Source organism: Achromobacter sp. (assembly GCF_049647645.1).
Classification (GTDB): domain Bacteria; phylum Pseudomonadota; class Gammaproteobacteria; order Burkholderiales; family Burkholderiaceae_B; genus Achromobacter.
In genome coordinates, this window is the sequence record NZ_JBARYB010000099.1 from 81,523 (window position 1) to 96,211 (window position 14,689).

Annotated in this window: 14 protein-coding genes; 4 read left to right on the top strand and 10 right to left on the bottom strand. The window is 62.0% G+C overall.

The features are described 5' to 3' along the window. Positions 1-3: 3 nt before the first annotated feature. Positions 4-612, top strand: a complete 609-nt coding sequence (locus tag WBB14_RS12110) for a hypothetical protein (protein ID WP_424240029.1) — start codon at positions 4-6, stop codon at positions 610-612. A 135-nt stretch (positions 613-747) separates the two neighbouring features. Here the strand turns inward: WBB14_RS12110 and WBB14_RS12115 are convergent, their stop codons facing one another. Continuing rightward, positions 748-1,962, bottom strand: a complete 1,215-nt coding sequence (locus WBB14_RS12115) for a GGDEF domain-containing protein (protein ID WP_424240030.1) — start codon at positions 1,960-1,962, stop codon at positions 748-750. A gap of 331 nt (positions 1,963-2,293) precedes the next feature. Between WBB14_RS12115 and WBB14_RS12120 the strand changes: the two genes are divergently transcribed. Both WBB14_RS12120 and WBB14_RS12125 read left to right on the top strand, forming a co-directional pair. Then, positions 2,294-3,475, top strand: coding sequence for an MFS transporter (locus tag WBB14_RS12120; RefSeq protein ID WP_424240031.1), 1,182 nt, complete (start codon positions 2,294-2,296; stop codon positions 3,473-3,475). Between the two features lie 32 nt (positions 3,476-3,507). Further along, positions 3,508-4,272, top strand: coding sequence for a hypothetical protein (locus WBB14_RS12125; protein ID WP_424240032.1), 765 nt, complete (start codon positions 3,508-3,510; stop codon positions 4,270-4,272). Between the two features lie 47 nt (positions 4,273-4,319). Here the strand turns inward: WBB14_RS12125 and WBB14_RS12130 are convergent, their stop codons facing one another. The 7 genes from WBB14_RS12130 to WBB14_RS12160 all read right to left on the bottom strand — a co-directional run bounded on the left by WBB14_RS12130 (position 4,320) and on the right by WBB14_RS12160 (position 12,527). Further along, positions 4,320-5,171: an ABC transporter permease gene (locus WBB14_RS12130; protein WP_424240033.1), complete on the bottom strand. Its 852-nt coding sequence runs from the start codon at positions 5,169-5,171 to the stop codon at positions 4,320-4,322. A gap of 8 nt (positions 5,172-5,179) precedes the next feature. Then, positions 5,180-6,034 carry an ABC transporter permease gene (locus tag WBB14_RS12135; RefSeq protein ID WP_424240034.1) on the bottom strand — a complete coding sequence of 285 codons (855 nt, stop codon included), beginning with the start codon at positions 6,032-6,034 and terminating at the stop codon, positions 5,180-5,182. A 2-nt stretch (positions 6,035-6,036) separates the two neighbouring features. Continuing rightward, positions 6,037-7,083: an extracellular solute-binding protein gene (locus tag WBB14_RS12140; RefSeq protein ID WP_424240035.1), complete on the bottom strand. Its 1,047-nt coding sequence runs from the start codon at positions 7,081-7,083 to the stop codon at positions 6,037-6,039. A gap of 11 nt (positions 7,084-7,094) precedes the next feature. Continuing rightward, on the bottom strand, positions 7,095-8,216 hold the full coding sequence (locus tag WBB14_RS12145) for an ABC transporter ATP-binding protein (RefSeq protein ID WP_424240036.1): 1,122 nt from the start codon (positions 8,214-8,216) through the stop codon (positions 7,095-7,097). Between the two features lie 43 nt (positions 8,217-8,259). Next, on the bottom strand, positions 8,260-9,462 hold the full coding sequence (locus WBB14_RS12150; RefSeq protein WP_424240037.1) for a pyridoxal phosphate-dependent decarboxylase family protein: 1,203 nt from the start codon (positions 9,460-9,462) through the stop codon (positions 8,260-8,262). 441 nt (positions 9,463-9,903) lie between these two features. Further along, positions 9,904-11,430: a M81 family metallopeptidase gene (locus tag WBB14_RS12155; protein WP_424240038.1), complete on the bottom strand. Its 1,527-nt coding sequence runs from the start codon at positions 11,428-11,430 to the stop codon at positions 9,904-9,906. Positions 11,431-11,531: 101 nt separating this feature from the next. Further along, positions 11,532-12,527 (bottom strand): tripartite tricarboxylate transporter substrate binding protein, encoded by a 996-nt coding sequence (locus tag WBB14_RS12160; RefSeq protein WP_424240039.1) that lies wholly within the window; start codon positions 12,525-12,527, stop codon positions 11,532-11,534. 187 nt (positions 12,528-12,714) lie between these two features. Between WBB14_RS12160 and WBB14_RS12165 the strand changes: the two genes are divergently transcribed. Further along, positions 12,715-13,395: a GntR family transcriptional regulator gene (locus WBB14_RS12165; protein WP_424240040.1), complete on the top strand. Its 681-nt coding sequence runs from the start codon at positions 12,715-12,717 to the stop codon at positions 13,393-13,395. A 91-nt stretch (positions 13,396-13,486) separates the two neighbouring features. Here the strand turns inward: WBB14_RS12165 and WBB14_RS12170 are convergent, their stop codons facing one another. Next, on the bottom strand, positions 13,487-14,158 hold the full coding sequence (locus tag WBB14_RS12170; protein ID WP_424240041.1) for a lysozyme inhibitor LprI family protein: 672 nt from the start codon (positions 14,156-14,158) through the stop codon (positions 13,487-13,489). A gap of 143 nt (positions 14,159-14,301) precedes the next feature. Beyond that, positions 14,302-14,556: a response regulator transcription factor gene (locus tag WBB14_RS12175; protein WP_424240042.1), complete on the bottom strand. Its 255-nt coding sequence runs from the start codon at positions 14,554-14,556 to the stop codon at positions 14,302-14,304. Between the last annotated feature and the right edge of the window lie 133 nt (positions 14,557-14,689).

The following is a 14,689-nucleotide window of genomic DNA, read 5'->3' on the forward strand; positions in this document are numbered from 1 at the left end:
AACATGATTGGCAACGGAGGGATCCAGGCGTCGGTCTACACCCGGTGGCACCAGTTGTCGGTGCCGTTGGGCTTTGCCTTGGCGGCGGGCAGTTTCATGCTGGTGGTGTTCAACCGCGGGCCGATCGGCCTGGCGGCCGTGCTGGCGGTGCTGGGGTTGCTGGCGCCGCCGCTGGTGGCGTTCAAGGGTTTTCCCACACGCAATACCGTCAAGGTGACGTCCGAGGGGCTGGAGTTTTCGCGCCGCTCTCCCGTCGCCTTCGCTCAGCTGTCCAGCTGGGGTACTGACGATTATCTCAAGCTGGTCCGCCCCGGCCTGCCGACGTTACTGGTCAGCGCGGTGGACCTGCCCACGCGTGAACGTCTATTGCGCGAGTTCGAGCAGGCGTTGGCGGCATGGCAAAAGCGCCAGCCCGCCGGTACGCAGGCGGCGCGTCGCACGCATTTCTATGGTTCCACGGCGGGGCGCCTGGTGGGCTTGTTGATTGCCTTTCTGGGGGTGGGTTCGGCGATCATGGCGCTGACCTTGCGCGAGCCATCGATGTCGCTGGCTATCGTTGGCGGGCTGGGCGCGCTGTTCGGATTGGCGATGCTATTTGGCCGGCGGGGCTGAAGGCCGGGGGACGCCATAGCGCGTGCGCCGGGCCGCCGCAATCAGGGATATAGTGATGCGCCACGCGCCGTGGAGCAGTGATCGTCGCGGCATGGCGATGGCGACGGCATGCTTCCAGATCGAAGACCGGCGATTTCATACCTGAGCGCAACAACTTTGAGCGCTTGCGTTGTCGCCAGGCGCACGGCGGCCATGCCAGGTGTCGGCAGACGCTTCACCCGCAACCGTGCAGTTTCGTCCTCGTCGCTTTGCCTCGTATAGCAGTTCGTCCACTCGCTTTAACGCGCTGGCGAAAGGTTCTCCTGCTTGTACGAGGGTCACCCCCATGCTGGCAGTGAAACGCGAGTTTGGAACCTGCGGCGCCCAGCGCTGCGCCACGAAACTGGCCCGGATCTCCTCGGCCATGGCGCTGGCGCTTTCAAGATTTGTTGCGGGCAGCAGCAGCAGGAACTCTTCTCCTCCCAGCCGGGCAGCATGGATGCGGGTGTCTGCTTGCGGTCTGAGCAGGGCGCCGAATCGCGCCAGCACCATGTCGCCAAATGGGTGGCCGAAGTCATCGTTGATACGCTTGAAGTTGTCGATGTCGGCCATGATCAACGCGGCCGGCGTCGCCGCATCCGAGAACAGGCGCCCGGAAACGGAGGCAAGCAGGCTATCAAGTCCTTGGCGGTTCAGCAGGCCCGTCAAGGCGTCGGTATGGGCATGGCGACGGTATTTCTCTATGGCGTCGTAGCTCGTCGCGATGAAGACCGCGAAGGTCAGGACGATGCTTCCGAGCAGTCCGGTGTATTGGATCAGGATGCCCCAGACAGACGTTCTCCATTCGCCCGTTGCGAGCGGCGCTATCGGGGCGGCAACGTACAGGATGCACTGGCCCGTCAACACCAGCGCGATGAAGAGGAACGCGGCGGCGAGCACCCTGTCCGATGTAGTCACGGCCTGCCTGGCGAAGGACAGCGTGGCCCGCCAGGTCACGAGCGCGCAACAGGCCTGCACGAAGAACGTCTCCAGTTTTGCGCTGGCAAACAGCACCACCGAGACGACTACCATCGCCGTCGACGCAAGCAGTACTGCAATATCGAAGTAGGGCGGAACCTGGCTGCGGCGGCGGCTTTGGAGGGCGCGACAGGCCAGGATGACACCGCCCAGAATGAAAGCATCCTCGACGACCTGTTTATATGGGGAAAGCGCGCTGGCCTGCACCAGCATGACGGCGTAGCCCGCGCCCAGGCACGCCAGGGCGCAGCCCCACCGGAGCGTATTGAAGCCTATGAAGCGTGCGGCGCAGAGTCCGATGGCACACATCAGGATCGCCGCGGGCACGGACCATTCAAGGAGGGTTGCGGGCATGGACAGGCAAATGCGTGGAACAGCACCCAGTCGAGCGCATGCTCGGCTGACACGGTTTGTGTCGGAAAATATTACGGTGTGTTGCAATGTATCGCCAGAGTTCAACAGTCAAGGATTGTCAAGCGATTCGGCCATCTTCGCCGGGAAGCGAAGGCCGGTGTCCGTTGGACGCTGAGCGGCCGGGAAGAGGCGTGGCGGTTGTCAGCTAGCCGACAGCCGGGCGCGAGGGGCTGCGGCTACACTTCCGGCATCCCGCGCCGATGGCCGCCGGACCGGTTCCGTGCCCTGGGGCAAGGCGGCTGGCAGGCGGCCGACCTCTCATTCTCCCGCCATGCCGCAACCCGATTCGTTCAATCTGAAGCAGATCGCCGTGCCGGCGTTCGGCCCGTCGCTGCTCTATGGCATCAGCAACGGCGCCATCCTTCCCGTGATCGCGCTCACCGCGCGCGATCAGGGAGCGTCGATGGCCACCGCCGGCCTGATAGCCGCCCTCATCGGAGTCGGCTCGCTGCTTTCCAACATCCCGTCCGCGCTGATCACCCATCGCTACGGCGAGAAGCGCGCCATGGCCGGCGCAGCCGTGTTGAGCGTGGTCGGCCTGCTGCTCGTGATCTGCGTGCCCAATCTCTGGGTGCTGGCGCTGGCCATGTTGATGCAGGGGTGCGCACAATCGGTGTTTCAGCTGGCACGCCAGAGCTACATGATAGAGGTCGTGCCGCTGGCGTACAGGGCGCGCGCCCTGTCCACGCTCGGCGGGACGACACGGATCGGTACCTTCTTCGGCCCCTTCGCGGGGGCGGCGCTGATCCATTTCCTGGGGCTCGACGGGGCCTATTGGATTGCCATTTGCGCCATGCTCGGCGCGGGATTCATTGCCATCAAGGCGCCAGACATCGAGCCCTCGGCGGGTGTGGGCGCGGGTGCGCGGCGTGCGCGCATGGGCGAGGTCGCGCGCGACCATCGCGGCGTCTACGCCACGCTCGGCGTGGGCGTGATGCTGATCAGCGCGCTACGCGCGTCGCGCCAGGTGGTGATACCCCTGTGGGCAGACCATCTGGGTCTTGACGCTACCACCACCTCGCTCATCTACGGGCTGGTCGCCGCAGTCGACATGTCGGTTTTTTATCCGGCGGGCAAGGTGATGGACCAGCGCGGCCGCATGTGGGTGGCGGTGCCTTGCACGCTGCTGATGGGGCTGAGCCTGATGGCGATCCCGCTCACCAACGGGGTGGCGAGTTTCATCCTGGCGTCGGCGCTGCTGGGATTCGGCAACGGCATAGGATCGGGCATCGTGATGACACTGGGCGCCGACGCCGCGCCAGCCGGCGCGCGTACGCAGTTTCTCGGCATCTGGCGCTTCATGGCCGACCTTGGTTCGAGCGGCGGACCGGTGGCGCTGTCGGTGCTGACCGCCCTGGTGTCGCTCGGCGGCGCATCGTTCGGCGTCGGCACGCTGGGCCTGGTAGCGGCCGGCGTGTTCTGGCGCTGGCTGCCGCGTGGCGCGCAGGCCTGAGCGCGGACGCGGATGGAAGTTTTCTGGCCGACTTGTCGGACGGAGGCACTGTTGCCGCCACGCATGTCATCGTCGCGACCGGCGGGTTTCAGGCGCCGGTGAAGCCGCCGGTCGCGCGCGGCTTCGGCGAGCAGGTCGTGCAGTTGACGCCGGAGAGTTTCGGCGCCGGCGAGTCGCTTCCCGACGGGCCTGTCCTGGTGGTAGGGGACGGGGCCAGCGGCCGCGATCTTGCCGTGTTGGCCTCGGCCACGCATCCGGTGATGCTGGCGACGGGCAAACCCAGGAAGCTGGTTCCCGAATGCGTACTGGGGAAAACGATCTGGTGGTGGCTGCGCAGCCTGGGGCTGATGCGGGCGCCAACTGCGTCCTTCATCGGACAGGCATTGCGGCGCAGGGATCCTTTTCCCGACCGCGAACGCGGCTTGGCGAGCCTTGCGCGGCGCGGCGTCGAACTACGGCCCAGGCTGATCGGAACCGATGGCGACACGGCGCTCTTCGCCGACGGCGAGCGCCGCAAGGTGGCGTCGGCGGTGTGGGCGGTCGGCTATCGAGACCAAACCAACTGGATCGATATTCCGGGCGCCGTCGACACGAACGGACGCTTCCACCACAGCGAGGGTGTCTCGCCCGTGCCAGGATTGAGCCATGTCGGCCGCCCGTGGCAACGCAACCGCGCGTCAGCATTGATTATGGGAGTGGGCGAAGACGCGCGGCACATTGTCGAGGCGATAGCGCGCGAAGATTTGCATGCCGGGCGGCCGCAGCCATGCGGCCCCATGGCTGTCGGATCGAGCTGATTGCCCGCATGGAAATGCACTGCTGCCTGCAGGCAGCAACGCAACTTCTACCCGGTGCTGCTGCGCTCCAATTTCGGGCGTCGCATCAGCGCGGCGATCGCCGCCACCATAAGGATGGAAACCGCGACCAGCATCGTCGCCACTGCGGTAATGGTGGGATCGATGCGTTCGAGAAGCTGAGTGAACATGCGCTTGGGTATCGTGTCGTGCGTCCCGGCCAGAAAAATCGTGACAGTGATTTCGTCAAAGCTGATCATGAAAGCGAATAGCCAGGCAGCGAATAGATTGGGAGCCATGTTTGGCGCGACCACCCGCCAAAGCACAATTGCGCGCGATGCGCCAAGTGTGCAAGCGACCTGCTCGACGCGGACATCGAGCGTGGCCAGACCGGTGGACACCACCAGTACGACATAGGGCGCGGCCAGCACCGCGTGCGCCAGAACGAGTCCGCCCATGGTCCCGAGCAGGCCAATGTTGGCAAAGAAGATATAGAGTGCGACGCCCGTAATGACGTGCGGTACCACCATGGGCGCCGCGAAATTCAACTCGAGTAGAGACCGGCCACGGAACTTGCCGCGAACCAGTCCGTATGCGGCGACGCTGCCGAGGCAAAGAGCGATAAGGCTCGAAATCAGTGCGATGAATACGGAGTTCCGGAGTGCTTCGATCCATCGCGGGTCGCCGAAGAATGCTTCGTACCATCGCAACGAGTAGCCAGGCGGAGGGAACTCCAGGGTGCTGGAACTCGAGAAGGACATCGGCACCACGATGGCGACGGGAATGCAAATGAAGAACAGGACTAGAGATGCATAGACGGCCAGTACGGCGCGGCCTGGTGTGCGGATTCTCTTGCTGCCCTGCATAGCCTTGGATTCTTCCACTAGAAGCCTTGACGACATGGGAGACCTCATGACGAACGTAGATTGAGTGGCCCAAGCCTTCTGCTTGTGGCGTACAGAGCCAGGCAGGCAAGCAGCAGGGCGATGGAAATGGCGGATGCCAGGTTCCAGTCGGGCATGCGGTTGATCAGCAAATCAAGCATGTTGACCAACATTGGCACGCGTCCGCCGCCCAGAATCATGGGGGTTACGTAGAAGCCGAGAGCCATCAGGAACACCAAGAGCCCTCCCGCTGCGAGCGCAGGCAGAGTCAACGGCAAGAATATTCGCCAAAATGCCGTCCATTCCGTCGATCCCAGGGATCGCGCCGCGTGCAGGAGTCGTGGATCGACTTTGCGCATTGCCGCGTACAGGGGCAATACCAGAAAGGGCAGCAGGGCATTGACCACGCCGAGAGTTACGCCGCCGCGGTTGTACAGGAATGCGATCGGACCGTCGATGAGACCGCCAGCTTGCAACAGGCCGTTGACGATGCCGGCGTTGCCCAGCAGGATGATCCAGGCATAGGTACGGATGAGCACGCTAACCCAGAATGGGATGACCACGAGCGCAAGGGCGAAGAGTTGTGCCCTGGGAGCCAGACCGTTGATCCAGTATGCCAAGGGATAGCCTAGCGCCATGCAGGCCAGCGTGGCGAGCGCGGAGATGATGAAGGTATTGGCAATGACCTTCAGATAGAGCGGCGAGCCGAGCAGCTCGCCATAGTGCGCCAGCGTCGGATGTGGCCAGCCGAAGCTGCGGATTAGCGTGTCGAGTAGCGGTAGATTGAAAGCCAATACCATCAGCATGAGCAATGGTGCGACCAGCTTTAGCTCCGCTCGGCTGCTGCGCTGCCGAGCAGCGTGTTTGGGTGTCGGGTGCATGTTCATAGCCCCAACTTGAAGAGTTGCCACCGCTTTTCGACCACGGAGGCATGGGCGGCCCAGAATGCTTCATTGGGGAGGATTTGTACCTCCCGATTGGCCTGGCTCGTCGGGAACTGCGCCAGCTTGTCCTGCGGGAGCAGCTTGTCCAGGTGGGGACTGTTGCCGGTATAGGGGATGATCTTCGCTGCTTCCGCTTGGGAAGCAGGCAACGTCATCTGATGGAGCAGACCAAAGGCGGCGCTGGCTTGGCCTGGTGCAGCGCCTCGCGGCATGACGAAGTAGCCGATATTGAGTAGCCCCTGATTGAATTCCAGCCGCAGCTTTGGGTTTCCCGCTACGCGGCCCGAATAGGAGGCCGCGTAGCGGACTTCGTTATCCAACAGCAGTTGCGCGGGCTGGGCGCCGCTGGACCACCATACCGGTACGTGCGATTTGATCCGCTCCAGGCTGGCGAAGGCGCGATCAAAGTCGATCGGATACAGGTTCTCGGGCGCCACGCCATCGGCAAGCAGCGCGATGGGTAGGGAGTAGTACGGGATATCGGGCAATGAGCGCCCGCCCGGAAACTTCGCTGTATCCCAGAAATCCTTCCAGTTGGCCAACGGAGCGGCATCGGCCCGTCCGGATAACGCGACAGAGAAATACTGATATCCCATGCCATGTGTGTGCCGAGCCTCGGGGAACATCGCAGCGGGATCGATCTGCGCCCAGTCCAAAGGCGCAATCAGGTCAAGCGCCATGGCTTGGGCCAGGGCGGGCCCGCCGATTTCGTGCAGGACGGCGTCGATGCGCCCTGATTCGACCATCGCCCGCAGTTTTCCCAGGGGCGTCCCGGTGGTGTCTTCCCGTTGCACCTTGATGCCGGTGCGCGCGGTGTAGGGATCGATGTAACCTTTTTGGAGAGCCTCGCCGGACTGGCCCCCGGCCGCGATGATGCGGATGGACTTGACCGTTTCCGACGCTGATGCTGCGGCATGCGCCAAGGCAGGTGCGGCGCACGCACCCATGGTGGCCAGCGACGACTTGATGAAAGTGCGACGTTCCATGAAGGACTCCATTAATGCAGGTGGGTGGCAGCGGCGAGGGGAGGCGCTATTGCGGCGCGTCGTTTGGCCGGAAGCAGCCAGACGGCATCTTCTGGCCACGAGAGAGCGACATGGTCTCCGATGGCGAACCGGACTTGTTCGTCGCCGGCGGCGACTATGAAAGGACGCGCCTGGCGGGTTTGGACGTGATAGCGTACGGACTGCCCCAGATAAACGATGTCCAGGACGCGCCCTCTGAGGCCTGCGTGCCCGGCGGATGGGGCGGATAGCGTGGCCCGTTCGGGCCGGACGATCGCCTGCACGAGATCGCCGTCCGATGGCGGTTGTGATTGTCCCGAGGGATGGACTACCAGCCTTTCCCCTTCTCCAAGGTCAAGAATGAAATTGGAACCTGCCGTCGCAAGACGGCCATGCAGGAAATTGGCTGTTCCCAAAAAGCCGGCCACAAAAGAATTGCTTGGCCGTGTGTAGATTTCTTGCGGCGACCCGACCTGTTGCATCATGCCATCGGCGAGGAGCATCACCCGATCAGACATGGACAATGCCTCTTCCTGGTCGTGGGTAACAAGGATGGTCGTCGTACCCAGAGAACGCTGCAGGCGCCGCAATTCCACCTGCACCTCTTCGCGCAGTTGTTTGTCCAACGCTCCCATCGGTTCGTCAAGCAGCAGGATGTCGGGTTGGAAGACAAGGGCTCGCGCGAGCGCCACGCGCTGTTGTTGCCCGCCGGATAGCTGCGCGGGCCGACGGCTGTGCAGACCGTCCAGGCGCAGCAACGCGAGCACTTCCTTCACCTTCCTGTCTATTGCGGCGGCGTCGTTGTGCCGGATTCGCAAGGGAAACGCGATGTTCTCGCGCACCGACAAATGGGGAAAAAGTGCATAGCTTTGGAAGACGAGACCGATATTGCGCTGTGCGGGGGGGAGTCGGGTGACGTCGCGCGGGCCGAGGAAGATTGCTCCTTCGCTGGGTAGCGTAAGCCCGGCGATCAAGGCCAGCGTAGTGCTCTTGCCGGAGCCGCTAGGGCCGAGGATGGTCAGGAACTCCCCCTGTTCCACGTGCAAATTCAAATCGCGCAAGGCGGTCGTGCCATCGTAATGCTTGGACAGGTTCGCAATGGTGATTGCTGTCATGTCGACTCCCCCTATTCTTGTTGGCGCTATAGCGCTTGGGTGCTCAGTAGGTATGAGCGTTGGTTTGCGCCGTCAGCTTGTTATCGCGTACGTTTTTGACGGCTGCGCGCAGGTCGTCCAGGTACCTGTCCATGATGGATTGGTGCACCGGATTCACCATGAAATGGATTGCCACGGGATCCACGCCGACGCCGACGAACCATCCCTTGTTGTCCAGCTCCTGGGCGACAGCGTTGATGTCGACCGATGGATCGCGCGATCGATAAAGCACGAAAGAGAGCTCGCTATGAGGACGGAGAACCTCCAAGCCGTCGATATCCTCGATTCCTTGGATCATGCGATTGCGCGTATCGGCGACGATCTTGGCGATACCCCGATATCCCTCTGTGCCCAGGTAGTTCAAGACCGCCCAAGCCGAGGCGACGGGGCTGGCCGGGCGTGTACCGAGAAAGGTGTCCGTCTCGTAGTGGCCACGGGGCCAATCGTCGAATTCGAAGCGCTGGTGTTGTTTGAAGATGTCGTTGCGATAGAGAATCAGCGAGGCGCCTTTCGCGGCGAATCCGTACTTGTGGATGTCGGCCGACATGCTTGTGACGCCAGGCAGCGAGAAATCAAAGTCAGGAATGGGTTCGCCATTGAGCTTCATGAACGGGCCGAGAAATCCGCCCACGCACGCGTCCACATGCAGTGGGACTTGGTGCTTCAACGCGACCTCCGAAAGTGCGGCGATCGAATCGTAGACGCCATGCGGATATGCAGGAGCGGAACCCACGATCAGTGCCGTGCGGTCGTCAACGGCGGCATTCAACGCCTGGACGTCGACCCGGAAATCGTCGCCGATGGCAATACGCTGCACGTCCATGTCCAGGTAATACGCGGCCTTGTTAAAGGCCGGGTGTGCTGAGCGCGGAACCACGATCTTGAGCCGTTCATGGCTGGCAACAGCCCCAGTCGCTCTCTTCAGGCTACGCGCCGATTTCACCGCCTGGAAAATGCTCTCGGTCCCCCCCGATGTGAAGCTGCCGGCCGCGCCAGCCGGAGCATTGAACAAGGACAGCGCCATGTCGATGACTTCGGATTCAAGGCGCTGGACACTGGGGAACGCCTTGCGACCCAGGCCGTTCTCCATGAAGTACTTTGCCGAGGCGTTCTTCGATACGGCGCCGAGCGCGTCATCCAGCCAATAGACATAGAGCGCCATCCTGCCTTCGTCCCAGCGGTAGTCCCCATTCTTGGCGTCATCCAAGCGCTTCTCCAGCGTTGGCCAGGGTGTGCCGGTGGCTGGAAATTCGATTCGCGGGGATAGAGGGGAATGAGGCGTCGTCATGGCAGGTGCTTTATGTGAAAGTGAATGAAAAATTAAGATATCACGAACTATTTAATTTGTGATCACAAAAATAGATCGGGAATTCCCGTATGTGGCCAGGACGATCCATAGTGATCCGCGAAATTTCTGTGAGAACGCCCAGTTCCGTGGACGCGCGAATGCCCGCCGAAAGATCGACGTTCAATGTGATTGCTGTTTTGCGAGAAGGCCTATCCGCGAGGCATGAAAGATGTCGCGCTCCGGCCGCGCGGGGCGGGAAGACGAACTACCGTGGCGAGCGCTTCCGCCGATGCGCCGGGCGCCCGTGGCAATAGCCGGCCAGATATCGGTGCGCCACGCGCCGCGCTATGCCGCAATGGCTTAGGCGAAACGATTAGCCGAGTGCCACGGTCCCAGGAGGGGATCTGCCGTGACGTCGTGCTCAGGCCAAATCCGACCGTTGCTCCAGGCGAAGCGGCGGGGAGCATAGATGCTAAGACCTGGGGTGGCGACAGCGAGCGCTGTTCCGATGCCCGCAAAGTTCAGCTTGAAGTGGTAGCCGGACTTTATGCCGACAAAATCGAATTCGATGGGTTCGACGCCATGGCTGCGGAACCCCTGTGGATCGTGAATCAGCCCAGGCTGACTGGTGGCGATGACGACGGAACCGTCGGGCATGCGCAAAGTAGCTGCCAGGCCAAGTTGAATCCGCGTTCCCTGCTTGTATGGCCCGCTCACGACGTAGCTGCCCGGCCCCAAGGCGATGACCTCGACCTCGGTTTCCAGCGACGACAGGCCAGGCGTAACAAGGCCCCCGAGTCTGACAGCGAAGCGAGCTCCGACGCCAAGCGCATGCGCCTGTTGGACCGCCTGTGCATCGGTCACTGTGACGGCGCCGCGTAGTGGCCGCTGGCGATGCTGCGCATGGCGCAGGATTTCAATGCTGTCGCCTGGCGCTCCAGCAAGCACACGATCTCCCATGTCCGCCAAAAGAAATGGCCGCTCTTTTGGGTTTTCCTGAATCTTGTCGAGAGCGGCTTCTACAGTCGGTAGCGTATCCAGAAATTCATCACGCCGAAGCCAGAAATCGCTCGCTAGCTTTTCGGACAACTTGGCGGCGAGCACGGCATCGCCGTCGGTGATGACCAGGGCGCCCTGGCCCATGGCCTGACCGTTGGCATAGGGAAAAACGTTGAATAGAGAAACATCCAATACCGCTGGGTGCTGACGCAGCATCTGGCGGGCTTGCTCGTGCAGCGCTTGGAGCGGGCCAGAACTGGTGTCGGCATTTCCGGGCAGAATCATGCGCGCCTTGGTGAGCACCGAGACCGGCCTGATCTCCTTGCGGACCGCGGCCTCCAGCAATTGGACGCAGCGGCGGCCGCAGTCCATGACGTCGCGATGGGGGTTTTCCTTGCAGGCGCTGACAATGTCCGCCGCACTCAGCATGTCGGCCGTTATGTGGCAGTGGAGATCCAGGCCGACGGCAATTGGCACGTCCTCGCCCACCCAGGCGCGCAGGAGTTTAAGGAAGTTGCCTTCGACATCGCTGATCGAAGGGGTGGCCATGGCGCCGTGCAGCTCCAGCGCGATGCCGTCGATTCGTCCAAATTGGTCAAGAGCGCTTTCGATGCTTGTCTTGAACCGCGCTAGGAGATTCTCATACACGTCCTCATCGACGGGGCCGCCAGGCGCCGCCTCGGCGAAGAGGGCGGGTATCACGATGTGCTCCCGTTGCGTCAGCTCCGAAACGATGCCTCCCAAGGTGGTGCCTGCACCTTGCATCGCAGTTATGAGTTCAGAACCTTCGATCCATGTGAATGCGCTTGCCGTGGTTCGGCGAGGGCTGAATGCATGGGTTTCGTGGAAAAAACCGCCAACAACAATTTTCAAGGATTCGGTGTTCATGACAGTTCAAACTCTGTTGCAGCAATGTGCAGGAAATCAATGATCGAGTATGGCGAGTCGACGATCATGCGGTGGTCAGCATGATCCCATGGCTGTTATGGTCAGTTGATTCGCGGCATTCTCGTGTCGCGAATCATCTGTCCCATTTCTTGGAGGCCCTGGTATAGCTGTGCAGCATATTCGGCGCCGTTCAGCGGCATTGCGTCCATGCCCAACTTGTCGAACGACTCGAGCGTCGCGCCATCACGGACTGCTGCGATGGCTGCATCTTGCAAAATGGCAAGCACCTCGGGCGGAGTGCCGAGGGGGGCTGCAAGCCCGATCGACGAGTCGATCTGCACGGGCCAGCCGCTCTCCCTAAGAGTTGGTACGTCTGGGTACTCGGGCCAACGCATCGGACCGACTGACGCAATCATTCGCAGTTTGCCGGCTTGCATGTGCGGTAGAACGTCGGAGGGGTTCGCGACGGTGACGTCTATTTGCTTGCCCAGGAGCGCGTTAACAGTCTCGGTGCCGGACTTGTACAGGACTTGTTCGAACTTGCCTCCGGTCTGCCGGCTTAGCTCGAGCACTGCGAGGTTGACTGCCGCGCTGGGTGAGCCGAGAAAAACGCCATCTCCCTTCTTGGCGGTGTTCAGCAAGTCTTGCAAAGTGAGGTAGGGGGAATCGGCGCGCACCACGATGCCGTAACGGTACCGCCCCACGCCAGCCACGAAGGCGAAATCCTGATCGGCATAGGGGAGCTTCATCAGGTGGGGCAGGATGGCCTGTGTTGAATAAGTGACCACGCCGACGGTATAGCCGTCTGGCGCCTGGCGCGCGACATAGCTTGGGCCGAGCGTACCGAGCGCACCGGGCTTGTTTTCGACCACCACGGGTCGGCCCAGTCTCGCTTCCATGCCCTTGGCCAGAACGCGCGCAGCTACATCGGTGCTACCGCCGGGGCCGTAATTTACGACGAGGTGAATTTCGTTCCTGGGAAAGTCAGCCGCCGCGGCGGCTGTCCCCAGGCTCGAGAGGGCAAGGAAGGCGGCGAGGGCTAGGTGCGCGCGTGGGCTGGCATCAATGCTGCAATTCTGGGACGTGGTGTTGGCCATGTCGAATCCCTGGAGTGTCGATTCTGTTGCAGAAATATATCACTAATAGATATTAATGTGATCACAAAATAATGCCAGGGAAATCCCTTGCCACGTAGCTAGGCAAGGACGCCGGAGTGCGCCGTGCGAAATTCTGGGAGAATTGGCCCTGTTTTATGTCACATTCAACTCCGTCATGCAGCGTGTCATGTCCGAAGCAACCCCAGAAACAGCTATGCGCGAGAGCGTCTATCAAGGCATTCGTGGGTCTCTGATCTGCGGGCGTTTCGCGCCCGGAGAAAAACTGCTGCTGCGGCAACTCGCGTCGGAATTCGAGGTCAGCCTGACCCCGGTTCGAGAGGCGCTGCACCGCCTCATTGCGGAGGGCGTGCTGACGCAGGAGCACAGCCGCTCCGTGCGTGTGCCCATATTGTCGAAAGCACGGGTGCTGGAGCTACGGGACATCCGTCTTTCGTTGGAAGGCCTGGCTGCTGAACGCGCCGCTGCGAATGCAACGGCGGCGGACATCAAGGTACTGGAGCGGTTGGCGGGCGAGGTCGAGGCGGCCCGCCGTTCAGGCGATATCGCAAAGGACACGCAGAAGGTGGCCGAGTTTCAGGTCGCTCTTTACCGGGCAAGCGAAATGCCTGTACTCGTGCGGCACATCGAAATGCTGTGGCTGCAGACCGGTCCCTACATCCGGCTGTTGCATCCAGATTTCATCCGCATGGTGCAGCAAGTGCGCGCGGGTTGGCGATATGAGTTGTGCGACGCTTTGCGTGAGCGAGACGGTGGCAAGGCACGGAAATTGATAGAGACCGACATTTCCGAAGCCCTCACTTATCTAGCGAATCTTTTCGACGCGGCCGCATTGATCAACCATGCGTGAGAGCGACGGTTGTTGAGCATGGAGTGATGGCGTCCCGCCGCTCTCTAGGGGGCGGAACGAAGTCCATTCAGCATGCCCAATACCCCAGTGTTCAGCGCACCGCGAACCAAGCCCCCTCCAGGCTGCCATTCATGCCGCAGAACGGCGGGCCGAAGCCGTCGTTGGCCACCCCGGCGGGCGGCGTTTCGTGCACCACCAGCACGGCGCCGCGGCGCGTCAGGTCCAGGGTCCAGGGCGGCCCGTCCTGATAGGTGACGTGCAGGCTATCACCGGAGGCGACCGCCTTGCCGCTCAAATCGCAGACCCAGCGGCCGTGGTAGGGCTGGGCCGAGTTGGCCGCCACGAACAACTGGCCATCGGCGGTTTGAGTGATCTCGATTTCGCCTTCGACGTTTCTCCACTTGCCGACATACCCGGCCGGCGGCTGCGGATTGATGGACTTCAGAAAATCCAGGCGGTAACGCATGCGGGTGCCGATCTCCTTGACCGGCGTGCTTCCCGTGTAGGGATCGGCATAGATATTGTCGCGCACGCTCAGGAAATAGCGCTGATCGGCGGTCAGCGATTTGGCCGCCTCGGCATCGAGTTTGCCACGCACTGCTTTGTACTGTTGTGCGATGGCCGCGTCCTGTTCGGCCAGCGCCGGCTGGGCGCAAATGGCTTTTTCGACCGGAGTCGTGGCCTTGGCGCAGTTGAAAGAGGGGGCGGCGGCGGCGCTGCCTGCCGTGGCCAACGATGCTGCAAGGACCAGATGACGGATCATCGCGTGTAGCTCTCCAGAGTGTGTATACGTTCGGCCAGCTCGTTGGCACCGAGATAAGGGCGCAGTTTACTGGCTGGCGGTCTTTCGGGGAGCAAATACGGCGAGAGCGCCTGGAGGCCCGTGGAAGTCACGTCAGTGCATGATCAGCACTGCCCCAAGCCAGAGCGGCTCTTCGCTCTGGCACCGGCGCGTTGAGCGGAATCCACAGTCTTGCCGACCAGGCGATACAGGCCGTTGTTGGTGGTGACGCCAAGCTTTCGAAAGGCCGCAGCCTTTTGCGTGCTGATGGTTTTTGGGCTCTTGCGCAGCTGGGCCGCGATTTCCATCACATTGGCGCCAGCGGCCAGGCTTCGTAAGACGTCGTACTCGCCGGGCGACAACTCGGCGCTGTTCAGCAACCCCTATCGTCCGCCACGGCATGCACTCGGCCTGCGGCGTCCGCAAACAGATATTGCACTTCCGGCGCGGACCAGGGCATCTTCGCGCAGGCCTTCCGCTGCACCAGCCGCGCCGCCGGCGCATACGAGAGCC

Bases quoted from the DNA above. Each gene is read 5' to 3' on its own strand.
- WBB14_RS12120 (WP_424240031.1), top strand. From the start codon at position 2,294: ATGCCGCAACCCGATTCGTTCAATCTGAAGCAGATCGCCGTGCCGGCG.
- WBB14_RS12155 (WP_424240038.1), bottom strand. From the start codon at position 11,430: ATGAACACCGAATCCTTGAAAATTGTTGTTGGCGGTTTTTTCCACGAA.
- WBB14_RS12145 (WP_424240036.1), bottom strand. From the start codon at position 8,216: ATGACAGCAATCACCATTGCGAACCTGTCCAAGCATTACGATGGCACG.
- WBB14_RS12170 (WP_424240041.1), bottom strand. From the start codon at position 14,158: ATGATCCGTCATCTGGTCCTTGCAGCATCGTTGGCCACGGCAGGCAGC.
- WBB14_RS12130 (WP_424240033.1), bottom strand. From the start codon at position 5,171: ATGTCGTCAAGGCTTCTAGTGGAAGAATCCAAGGCTATGCAGGGCAGC.
- WBB14_RS12160 (WP_424240039.1), bottom strand. From the start codon at position 12,527: ATGGCCAACACCACGTCCCAGAATTGCAGCATTGATGCCAGCCCACGC.
- WBB14_RS12165 (WP_424240040.1), top strand. From the start codon at position 12,715: ATGTCCGAAGCAACCCCAGAAACAGCTATGCGCGAGAGCGTCTATCAA.
- WBB14_RS12140 (WP_424240035.1), bottom strand. From the start codon at position 7,083: ATGGAACGTCGCACTTTCATCAAGTCGTCGCTGGCCACCATGGGTGCG.
- WBB14_RS12135 (WP_424240034.1), bottom strand. From the start codon at position 6,034: ATGCACCCGACACCCAAACACGCTGCTCGGCAGCGCAGCAGCCGAGCG.
- WBB14_RS12110 (WP_424240029.1), top strand. From the start codon at position 4: ATGATTGGCAACGGAGGGATCCAGGCGTCGGTCTACACCCGGTGGCAC.
- WBB14_RS12115 (WP_424240030.1), bottom strand. From the start codon at position 1,962: ATGCCCGCAACCCTCCTTGAATGGTCCGTGCCCGCGGCGATCCTGATG.